The organism is Sphingobium sp. PNB (assembly GCF_019873065.1).
GTDB classification, from domain to species: Bacteria; Pseudomonadota; Alphaproteobacteria; order Sphingomonadales; family Sphingomonadaceae; genus Sphingobium; species Sphingobium fuliginis.
In genome coordinates this window covers 1-9840 of sequence record NZ_JAINEZ010000131.1, presented here as the reverse complement: position 1 = coordinate 9840, position 9840 = coordinate 1, and the positions used below count along the sequence as shown (strand labels likewise).

General features: G+C 65.5%; 12 protein-coding genes. 6 read left to right on the top strand and 6 right to left on the bottom strand.

Features of this window, described 5'->3' with window-relative positions:
- Nucleotides 1-413 precede the first annotated feature (413 nt).
- The 4 genes from K7W03_RS25375 to K7W03_RS25360 all read left to right on the top strand — a co-directional run bounded on the left by K7W03_RS25375 (nt 414) and on the right by K7W03_RS25360 (nt 2769).
- Nucleotides 414-872, top strand: coding sequence for a hypothetical protein (locus tag K7W03_RS25375; protein ID WP_222887655.1), 459 nt, complete (start codon nt 414-416; stop codon nt 870-872).
- The gene (locus K7W03_RS27965) at nt 869-1324 is read left to right on the top strand and encodes a hypothetical protein (RefSeq protein WP_226870506.1); all 456 of its coding nucleotides are present in this window, start codon (nt 869-871) and stop codon (nt 1322-1324) included. The genes K7W03_RS25375 and K7W03_RS27965 overlap by 4 nt, the downstream gene beginning before the upstream one ends.
- Nucleotides 1321-1509, top strand: coding sequence for a hypothetical protein (locus K7W03_RS25365; protein WP_222887653.1), 189 nt, complete (start codon nt 1321-1323; stop codon nt 1507-1509). Before K7W03_RS27965 ends, K7W03_RS25365 begins: the two co-directional genes overlap by 4 nt.
- A 171-nt stretch (nt 1510-1680) precedes the next feature.
- On the top strand, nt 1681-2769 hold the full coding sequence (locus K7W03_RS25360; RefSeq protein WP_222887651.1) for a tyrosine-type recombinase/integrase: 1089 nt from the start codon (nt 1681-1683) through the stop codon (nt 2767-2769).
- A 111-nt stretch (nt 2770-2880) separates the two neighbouring features.
- On the opposite strand, the gene K7W03_RS25355 is transcribed toward K7W03_RS25360, so the two are convergent.
- Genes K7W03_RS25355 through K7W03_RS25345 form a run of 3 tightly spaced genes read right to left on the bottom strand, consistent with a single transcriptional unit; the run spans nt 2881 to nt 6255 of the window.
- On the bottom strand, nt 2881-3741 hold the full coding sequence (locus tag K7W03_RS25355) for a hypothetical protein (RefSeq protein WP_044661990.1): 861 nt from the start codon (nt 3739-3741) through the stop codon (nt 2881-2883).
- A complete protein-coding gene (locus K7W03_RS25350) occupies nt 3738-5048 on the bottom strand; it encodes a replication-associated recombination protein A (RefSeq protein ID WP_137709848.1) in 1311 nt (436 codons plus the stop codon). Before K7W03_RS25350 ends, K7W03_RS25355 begins: the two co-directional genes overlap by 4 nt.
- A 28-nt stretch (nt 5049-5076) precedes the next feature.
- Nucleotides 5077-6255: a glycosyltransferase family 4 protein gene (locus tag K7W03_RS25345; protein ID WP_044661992.1), complete on the bottom strand. Its 1179-nt coding sequence runs from the start codon at nt 6253-6255 to the stop codon at nt 5077-5079.
- Between the two features lie 123 nt (nt 6256-6378).
- Between K7W03_RS25345 and K7W03_RS25340 the strand changes: the two genes are divergently transcribed.
- Entirely contained in the window at nt 6379-6597 is a 219-nt protein-coding gene (locus tag K7W03_RS25340) for a DUF2945 domain-containing protein (RefSeq protein WP_025551239.1), read from the top strand.
- Between the two features lie 95 nt (nt 6598-6692).
- Nucleotides 6693-7343 carry an MOSC domain-containing protein gene (locus K7W03_RS25335; protein WP_222887649.1) on the top strand — a complete coding sequence of 217 codons (651 nt, stop codon included), beginning with the start codon at nt 6693-6695 and terminating at the stop codon, nt 7341-7343.
- A 76-nt stretch (nt 7344-7419) separates the two neighbouring features.
- Here the strand turns inward: K7W03_RS25335 and purU are convergent, their stop codons facing one another.
- The 3 genes from purU to K7W03_RS25320 form a co-directional block, all read right to left on the bottom strand.
- Nucleotides 7420-8259 carry a formyltetrahydrofolate deformylase gene (gene purU, locus K7W03_RS25330; protein ID WP_371873091.1) on the bottom strand — a complete coding sequence of 280 codons (840 nt, stop codon included), beginning with the start codon at nt 8257-8259 and terminating at the stop codon, nt 7420-7422.
- Between the two features lie 88 nt (nt 8260-8347).
- Nucleotides 8348-9376 carry a 2-oxoadipate dioxygenase/decarboxylase family protein gene (locus K7W03_RS25325; RefSeq protein ID WP_222887647.1) on the bottom strand — a complete coding sequence of 343 codons (1029 nt, stop codon included), beginning with the start codon at nt 9374-9376 and terminating at the stop codon, nt 8348-8350.
- Nucleotides 9377-9441: 65 nt separating this feature from the next.
- On the bottom strand, nt 9442-9840 hold a 399-nt coding region (locus K7W03_RS25320; protein WP_222887645.1), incomplete at its 5' end, for an SPOR domain-containing protein.

Genomic DNA, 9840 nt, shown 5'->3' with positions numbered 1-9840 from the left:
CGCCCTCCGCCCTTCACCGACACCCCAACAACCGATTCTCATCTTGATTGTCGCTACGCTCGCATCCTGTCAGTCGCCGCGCACGCGCCATCATTGCCGCCCTCCGCACCCCGATGTCCGCACTACAGGCGTTGGGGCAGGAGTTTGAGGCGGGGTGGCGGCGTATAGAGACGGCGCCGAAGGATGGGACAGAGGTTCTGGTCTATCGTTCTGACGCTGGCGTGATGCTCGCTCGCTACACCAGTGCTGCTGAGTTTCTGACAGACGCGGAACTTGCCGATTGGGATGAGGAATCAGCCCACAAAGAGGACTGGTTCTCGGCCGATTTCGTATGCGGCTATCGCATGGAAAACGAGTTGCTTCCCACCCACTGGCTCCCGCTCCCCTCTGCTCCCTCCGGGGAGGGCTGAGAGATGGCCGATAAGAAAGACCCACCGATCATTGAGCAGGAGTATCTTTACGGTCTCAAGGTCGTGGACATCGGAGATATTCGGGTAGCGCGTGGCCTGTCACGGCGCCCGCACTCTTCATGCGGCCATCGGGCTATGGCCTATGATCAGAATGAGCGGCGCATCTGGTGCAAAGACTGCGAAACCGATGTGGACCCGTTCGATGCTTTCCTGATCATCTGCCAGCATTTTCATAAGGCGTCTGACAGGCTTAAGCGCGAGCGCAAGGCGATTGAAGAAGCGCAGGGCCATAACATCATCCGCATAGCTGCAAAGCAGATGGATGAGCATTTCCGCCGCAAGAACATGGTGCCCGCCTGTCCTCATTGTCACGCGGGCATCTTCCCTGAGGACGTGCCGAAAATGGGAAGCGTAAATCGCAGATGGGAAGAGGCGAAGCGCGCCCGAAAGGCAAAGCCATGACCGATAAAGCACCCGTGACGGTCGAGCAGGGGGACCGCTTCCTGTTGGTTAAGCGCGGCCTGTACTATCGGCCCGGCAATCAGGGGTACACCGGCATCAAGGATCGCGCCGGCCGATACCCAGAGAGTGACGCCAGCCCGGAGGACGGTATCACCGCGATCCATGAGGACGACGCGCCGGAATATTCACAAGCCTGCTTTGCCGATCTTAAGGAGAAGCACATGCTTGGCAAGATCGCCGCGCTGGAAGAGGAGATAAAGCGGCTGAGGGAGGCGCTTACCCCGAGCGGATCGACCAAGGCCGCATATCACGGCGAGTTCGCATTCAATCTGCACCGCATCGATGATTGCGGCGACGAATATGTCGAGAAGGTCTACGTGCCTTGGGATACCGTCAAGCAGATCATGAAAGCGATCCTCGCCCGCACAGCACTTGAAGGGCGCGGATCATGAGCATGGTGGAGAAGCGAAAGCCCTACATCCGCATCCGGCCCATCGATGGCGCGGAACTGCGCTTCATGGTCGCCGCAGAAGGATGGGCAATGGTTCGCCGCAAAGGATGCGCGCCCTTTCTTGTCGCCGTGACCGAGTGGAACTCATGGGACGAGAAGGTCGCAGCACTGGATGGGGAGGGGTAGGGTGAACCCTGTAGCCGAGCGTTGCGGGACCAAGCAGGCAGTGCTGATATGCGGCCTGCCCAAACGGACCTTGCAAGAGAAAGCCGCCGCTGGCCTTATACCCGGTGCGCGGAAGACATTCGGGCGATGGACCTTCGACGTTTCCGCCCTTCGCAAATTGGGAGCAGTAGGATGCCGAAAGGTCTCTATATCCGAAACGGCATATACTGGGCGCGTTTCAAGGTCAAAGGCCACGAATACCGCGAGTCGCTACGAACTCGCTCTGAGCAGACGGCACTCAAACGCCTAGCCGCGCTCAAGAAGGCGGTAGAGGAACGGGTCTATTATGGCGCTGCCGATCCTATCTCTTGGCAGGCCGCCGTTGTCTCATGGCATGAACGCGGACCGCGAGCCATGAACCTCAAGCCACGCACGTTCGACCGATATGTCACCAGCCTTGCGCAGTTGCGCCCATGGCTGGACGACAAGGAGTTGCAGAGGATCGACGTCAAGCTGCTCAAGACCATCGTGACCGACCGGCAGCGCCTTGGCGTTACCAATGCGACGATCCGGCGCGACATGACCGCTATTTCATCTGTGCTGGCCCACTGCGCGGATATGCACTGGATCGAGGACAACCCGGCGCGCATGATCGATCGCAGCCGCTTCAAGGAGGCACGGACAAAGATCATCCTGCCACGCTCCGAATATCTGGAGGCCGTTTTTGCTGACCCGTCGCGGTTCATGGACATGGCGCGCTTCGCTCAGGAAACGGGAATGCGCGAGGATGAGATTGCCGGTCTGGAGCATGATCGGGTGGATCGTGGGCGCATGTCCGTGACAGTCGAGAACACCAAGGGCAATCGGGTGCGGGAGGTGCCGCTGACAAGGCGGGCGCTCGAAATCATCGACCAGCAACCGCGCCATATCCGCTATCGTTTCGTGTTCTGGTCTGGTGACGGGCACCGCTTCCGCAACGTGCCCAGCCGCTTCTATGCCAAAGTGTCGAGGGCGGCACAAAAAGCGGCACGCGAGAAACGAGAATTTCAGCGCTTTCGCTTCCACGATCTGCGCCACTTATATGCCGTGGATTACCTGAGAAAGCGGCGTGGATCGCTCTACGATCTCCAGCAGATTTTAGGCCACGCCAGCATTGTGACGACAGAGCGCTATCTGGATCACCTCACGACCGACGAGCGAAAAGCGGCTTTGTTCGGGGTGGCACAAAATGAGGCACAGGATCAGCGGTTTGCAGAAGAAAAAGGTGGCGGAAATGGCTGAAATCTGCCATAAAATCAGCAAGCGTTCGGAAAGTGTGAGCGAATTACAAAACCGCTGCACTACCGCTGTGCTAAGCCGGCCCATCCGTTTCGGACGGGGAGCGCCTTACTATCAGATGATGCCGAACGTCCAGCCCTCTGTTGCGGCGATTTTTTCGTCGAGCGGCGCCGGGTTCCACAGGCTGGGGCGGGGGGCCGCGCGGCGGAGCCAGGCGGCGGTCAGGATCGCGTCGGCGCCATGGTCGTCGGGGGGAAGGCCCATGTGCGGTTGTGATCCGACGGCGAATAGCGCGTCGTTCAGCGCGGGGAGGTCGCGCATCTTGGCCCTGCCCTTGGGGCGTCCGGCGGCGCGCGCGGCGATGCTGGTGTAAATTTCCACGATCAGCGAGCCGATCCTGGGCGGCGGGTCGAAGGGCCAGACGGGGACGTGCGGATGGACGTGGTGGAGCAGGCGCATCCCTGAAAAACTGGCCTTGGCGACCTGCGCCGCGCCGATGGCGTCATAGACAGTGGAGGGCTTGCCGCCGCCTTGCGCGTTGTAATGCGCCTCGCAGGCGCGGTTGTGCATATAGTCCGCCTTGATGCCGTCGGCCTTGCCGAAATAGAAATGCCGCCGGTGGGTGCGTTCGAGCAGGCTGGCGGCGCCCAGATCCTCGTCCGCGCAAATGCCGTCGACATAGGCCCAGAAGGCCGGGCCGGTGGCGGGCACGTCGTCGCCGGGCAGATAGCTCCGGCGCGCGACATAGGGCGGGGCGAAGCTGAAATCGAAGCCGAACAGGGTCGGGGCTTCGGCCGCGGTGCGGACAAGCCAGTCAGCGACGGCGCGGCGCGACCAGAGGCCGCCGCCGTCCGGATGCTGGAGCCGGGGCGCCGCATCGCCGGCTTCGCACAGGGCGACGGCTATGCCCTTGTGGCGCGATCCCTTTGCGCCGGACCAGTCGATGACCGCATAGCGGGCGAAGCGGGGGGTCATTTCGGGCGGCGTTCGGCCCTCAGGCGGTCCCAATAGGCCATGCGTTCGGCAATGCGCGCTTCGAAGCCGCGCTCGGTGGGGGCGTAGAAGCTTTGGGGCTGCATTTCCTCGGGCCAGTAATTGTCGCCGGAAAAGCCGTCCTGCGCGTCATGGTCGTACTGATAGCCCTTGCCATAGCCGATGGTCTTCATGAGCTTGGTCGGGGCGTTCAGGATGTTCTGCGGCGGCATGAGCGAGCCGGTCTCGCGGGCGGACCTCCAGGCGGATTTCATGGCGCTGTAGGCGGCGTTGGACTTGGGCGCGGTGGCGCAATAGAGGCAGGCCTGGACGATGGCGAGTTCGCCTTCGGGGGAGCCGAGAAAGTCGTAGCTATCCTTGGCGGCGAGGCACTGGACGACCGCCTGCGGGTCGGCAAGGCCGATGTCCTCCACGGCGAAGCGGACGAGGCGGCGCAGGACGTAGAGCGGCTCCTCGCCCGCGGTCAGCATGCGGGCGAGATAGTAGAGCGCGGCCTGCGGGTCGGAACCGCGCAGGCTTTTGTGGAGCGCGGAGATGAGGTTGTAATGACCCTCCCGGTCCTTGTCATAAACCGCGACGCGGCGGTGGAGCAGGGCGGAAAGGCCCGCCGGATCGAGCGGCTGCGGGACGTCGATGGAATAGAGGGTCTCCACCTGGTTCAGCAGGAAGCGTCCGTCGCCGTCTGCGCTGGCGAGCAGGGCTTCGCGGGCGTCGTCGTCGAGCGGCAGGGGGCGTTCCATCAGCGATTCGGCGCGTTCCAGCAGCTGTTCGAGGGCGGTTGCGTCGAGGCGGCGCAGGATCAGCACCTGCGCGCGGGAGAGGAGCGCGGCGTTGAGTTCGAAGCTGGGATTTTCGGTGGTCGCGCCGACCAGGGTGACGGTGCCATCCTCCACGAAGGGGAGGAAGCTGTCCTGCTGCGCGCGGTTGAAGCGGTGGATCTCATCCACGAAGAGCAGTGTCTTCTCGCCCCGCCGGGCATGGTCCCTTGCGGCGGCAAAGACCTTCTTGAGGTCGGCCACGCCGGAGAAGACGGCGGAGATCGGTTCGAAACGCATGCCGACGGCATCCGCCAGCAGGCGGGAGATGGTGGTCTTGCCCGTGCCCGGCGGGCCCCAGAGGATGATCGAGGAGAGCCGGCCGGCGGCGACCATGCGGCCGATCGCGCCATCCGGTCCGGTCAGATGATCCTGCCCGACAACGTCCGCCAGCGCGCGGGGGCGCAGCTTGTCGGCCAGCGGCGCTTCGGCTGGGACAGGGGGGAGATCGTCGGGGGCGAAAAGATCGGCCATCGCCTGTGATATAGGAAGGCTTTTGCGTTCAGGGAACAGGGCTCGACCGGACCAGCGCGCCATGTTCGCGCTGGCGGATGATGCGGATATAGGTGTCGACCAGCGCCTGGTTCACCTGATCCCAGCCATAATGTTCCGCCTGCGCCATGGCGGCCGCGCCGGCGGCGGAGCGGGTGGCGGGATCGGTGCAATAGACGGTCAGCGCGTCGGCAAAGGCGGTGATCGCGCCGGGGCGGATCAGGCGGCCGGTGACGCCGTCGGTGACAAGGCTCTCGCTGCCGGTGGCGCGGGCGGCGACGGTGGGCAGGCCGCAGGCCATCGCCTCCAGCGTGACGTTGCCGAAGGTTTCCGTGACGCTGGGGTTGAACAGCATGTCCATGCCCGCGACGGCGCGGCCGAGGTCCGCGCCCTTCTGGAATCCGGTGAAGACGGCGTTGGGCAGGCGGTTCGCGAACCATTCCCGGGCCGGCCCTTCGCCGACGATCAGCACCTTGTGCCGCACATTCTTCGCCGCCAGATGATCGATCGTGTCGGAAAAGACGTCGAGGCCCTTTTCCATCACCAGGCGGCCGATGAAGCCGATCACCGGTTCGTCGTCCGCGATGCCGAGCGACCGGCGCCACGCCATGTCGCGGCGGCCGGGATGGAAGATGTCCCGGTCTATGCCGCGGGTCCAGATGCCGACATCATAGCTCATCCGCTGTTCGCGCAGGAGCTGCGCCATCGATTCGGACGGGGCGACGATGGCGTCGCAGCGGCGGTAGAAGCGGCGGAGCAGCGATTCGATCACCGGCTCCAGAAAGGCGAGGCCGTAATAGCGCGGATAGGTTTCGAAGCGCGTGTGGACGGAGGCGACCGCCGGCAGCCCGTGGCGGCGCGCCCAGGCCACGGCGCGATGGCCGAGCGGATCGGGGCTGGACACATGGACGAGGTTCGGGCGGAAGGCCTTCAGGTCGCGGCGGACGGCGCCCGACATGCGGTAGGGAATCCGATATTCGCGGCGGCCGGGCACGGGCACCGACGGCGCGCTGACCAGATCGCCCGCCGGATCGAAGGCCGGGCTGTCCGTGGTGGGCGAATAGACGCGCACCGCCGCGCCCTGCCGCAGCAGATAGGCGACGAAGCGGTTGAGCGCCTGGTTCGCGCCATCGCGCACATAATTGTAATTGCCGCTGAAGAGCGCGACGCGAAGCCCCGTGACATCCATCCGCCGCCCTTAACGCAGGCAGGCGCAAAACCCAAGGGAACCAGGACGGCATTCGGGATTTTTGCCTTGCGGCAGCAATGATGGCCGGCCGGCGCGGTTGTTCCCCGAAGGAGAGAATGCTTGATGACCGGAAGCTTTCGCAAAGGAGCGAGGGTCAAGTGGAATTGGGGGCAGGGCGTCGGCCGCGGGAGAGTGGCCGAGCGGTTCGAGCAGCAGGTCGAGCGCCGGATCGAGGGCGCCGTCATCAGGCGGAACGGTTCCCGCCGCAATCCCGCCTATCTGGTGACCACCGATAGCGGGTGCGAAGTGCTGAAGCTGGGTTCGGAGCTGTCCCCCGCCTGAGTCCTTTGCCCTGCCGAGCGGCTTTTCCCCCGCCGAGCGTCCTTTTCCTGTCGAGCGGCCTTTTCCCGGCCATGGCTTCCATGGCAAGGGAGGGCATGACCCTTTGTTCCATGACCGTCGACGCGCTGCTGACCGGGATGCCCGTGCCCTTTCGCGACGGCGACTATAGCGCGATCGCGAAGAAGCCGGTGACGGGCGCGGTGCGGATCGGCTGGCTGGGCCTTGAAGGCGACGGGGTGGCCGACAAGGTGCATCATGGCGGGTGGGACAAGGCCATCCACCTCTATCCGCAGGACCATTATGGCTGGTGGCGCGAGCGCAAGCCCGGTCATCCCTTGCTGGAAGGGCCGGGCGCCTTTGGCGAGAATATCGCGTCGCGCGGGATGACCGAGGAGGAGATCTGCCTTGGCGACCGCTTTGCGCTGGGCAGCGCGGTGGTCGAGGTGAGCCATGGACGGCAGCCCTGCTGGAAGCTCGACCATCGTTTCGGCGCGCGCGACGTAATGGCGACCATCGTGAAGACGGCGCGATGCGGCATCTATTTTCGGGTCTTGCGGGAGGGGGAGGCGGAGGCCGGCACGCAGATGGAATTGCTGGAGCGGCCATGGCCCGAGTGGCCGGTCGCGCGGCTGTTCCGGCTGCTGATCGGGGGAGGGCACAAGGGCGAGCCGGACGCCGTGAGGGCGCTGGCGGACATGCCGGTGCTGGCCGAGGCGTGGCGGGACAGGGCGCGCAAGCTGGCCTGAAGGGCGGCGGGGTCGCGGTTGCCCCGATTAGCGCCCGATCAGCGCCCGATCAGTGGTTGCCCCGATTAGCGCCCGATTAGCGGAAGACCACCGTTTTGCCGCCATTTTGCAGGACCCGGCGGTCGGCCAGCCATGTGACGGCGCGGGCGAGCACCTGCGCCTCGATGTCGCGTCCGATGCGGATCATGTCCTCCGCCGTGGCGCGGTGGTCCACGCGCTCCACCGCCTGTTCGATGATCGGCCCTTCGTCGAGATCGGCGGTCACGAAATGCGCCGTGGCGCCGATCAGCTTCACGCCCCGCTCATGCGCGCGGTGATAGGGGCGCGCGCCCTTGAATCCGGGAAGGAAGCTGTGGTGGATGTTGACGCAGCGGCCGGCGAGTTTCTCCACCAGTTCCTCCGAGAGCACCTGCATGTAGCGGGCGAGGATCAGATATTCCGAGCGTGTCCGTTCGAACAGGCCGAGCAGCGCTTCCTCCTGCGCGGCCTTGTCGCCATTGGGCGGAAGCTCATGATAGGGGATGCCGTGCCATTCGGTGATCCGGCGCATGTCGGGATGGTTGGACACCACGCCCATGATGTCGACCGCCAGCGTGCCTGTCTGCCAGCGGTGCAGCAGGTCCGCCAGGCAGTGCGACCCCTTGGACACCGCGATCAGCATGCGCGGCTTTTCATCGGCGGCGGTCAACCGCCAGTCCATGGCGAAGCGGGCGCCGACATCGCCGAATTCGCCGCGCAGCCTGCCGGTGTCGCCCATGCGGCCGTCCGTCGCCTCGAACGCGACGCGCATGAAGAAGCGGCCTGCTTCCCGGTCGGCATATTGCTGGCTGTCGGTGATGAAGCCGCCGCGTTCCGCCAGGAACTGGCTGACGGCGGCGACGATGCCGACGCGGTCGGCGCAGGCCAGGGTCAGCACCCAGGATGGGACAACCGGATCAGTCAACGCGCATCTCCCCGCAAAAATCGGGAACCCGTTGCCTCAAGCCCGCGCGCCGATCAACCCGTTATGCGCGTCCTTCGCCCTGGGTGCTGGTCATCGCGAAGATGCCGGTCGCATTGCCGGTGTCGAAGGCCAGGTCCAGCCTGCCGGTTGCGGGATCGATGTCCCGGGTGATGAATTCGTAGAAGGAGCCCGGAACCCGGCGCAGTTCGTTGCCGGCGAAGAGCCGTTCCACCGTGTCGGCGCGCAGGGCGGTTTGCCGCACCCGCCCGGTGCGGGAGATTTCCAGCCGATCCTTGATCGGCCAGTCCTCCGCCTTCAGCCGTTCCGCCAGCGCGGCGACGTCCGCCACCCGGTCGGTGGCGTGGTTGAAGGCGTTTCCTTCCGTCGCGATCCAGCCCGCCTCATGGGATCGGGAGAGCAGCAGTTCATAATCCTCGACGCTCGGCGGCTGATGCTGCCGGTCGAAGGCGGCGACGATCACCGGCAGGGCGGCGGCCGCCTCCGCCGGCGTGACGGGCTGGCCGTCCGCGAATTTCGCGAGCACGGCCTGCGCCTCCCCCGTCAGCGGATCGCGGGATGTGCCGAACACTCGCGCCGCCGTTTCGGCGAATTCCGGGTCGAAGCGGTCGGCATGCAGTTCCGACAGGAAGAATTGGGGAATCGCTTCGGGCAGGTCGGCATGGCGATAGGCGCGGCCCGTCATCCGCAGCCGGTCGAGCGGATAGACCGCCGCCATCTCATAGCCCAGCGGCAGCAATATGCGGGTGAAGGCCTCCTCCCCGGGGGGCAAGCGTCCGGTCGCGCCTTCGGCCAGCCTCATGGTGCGCAGCGCGCCATGGTCGAACAGCACCTTGCCCCCATGCGCCAGCCGGTCCGCGACATAGGCCGCTCCGCTCGGCACCCGCCGCAGCAGGTCGTGGAACAGCGCCACGTTCATCGCCATGGCGAAGGCGGCGCGGGAGACATGGGGGCCGCCCTGTTCCGTCAGGCGGCGATCCAGATCGAGCGCCGCCAGCGCTGCACCCGCTGCTTCCGGGCCAAGAAGCCCCTCCACCAGCGCATGGATCACCGATTGATTTTCGATCGACATGGGACGCTCCGTGCTGATGTCCCATTATCGCATGGTTGAAATAAAATTCCAAGCTTTGGCAAGATTTACATCTTCTTCGGCATGCACTCCGCGCCGGCCGCCCTGATCGCGCCGCACAGCCGGGTCGCGTCCGCGCCGCTCGCCAGGGGACCGGCCTGCAGGCGGGTCACGCCGCCGCTGGTCGATATATAGGGCTGGTAGCCGGACAGGCCGCCGACCTTGGCGCTGAGCTGGGTCCAGAGCGTCCGGGCCCGCGCCTCCGCGCTGAAGGCGCCGATCTGCACGCGCCAGCCGCCGGCGGCCGGCTTGGGCAGGGCCGGCTTGGGCAGGGCAGGCTTGGGAAGGGCGGGCTTCGGGGCGGCGGGTCCGGCCTCCGGGGGTTTAGCGGCGGCTGTCCTTGCGGGCGCGGGTTTGGCCGCGGGTTCAGGCGCCTTGGGCCTGGGGGTGGAGGGCGGCAACTGCGC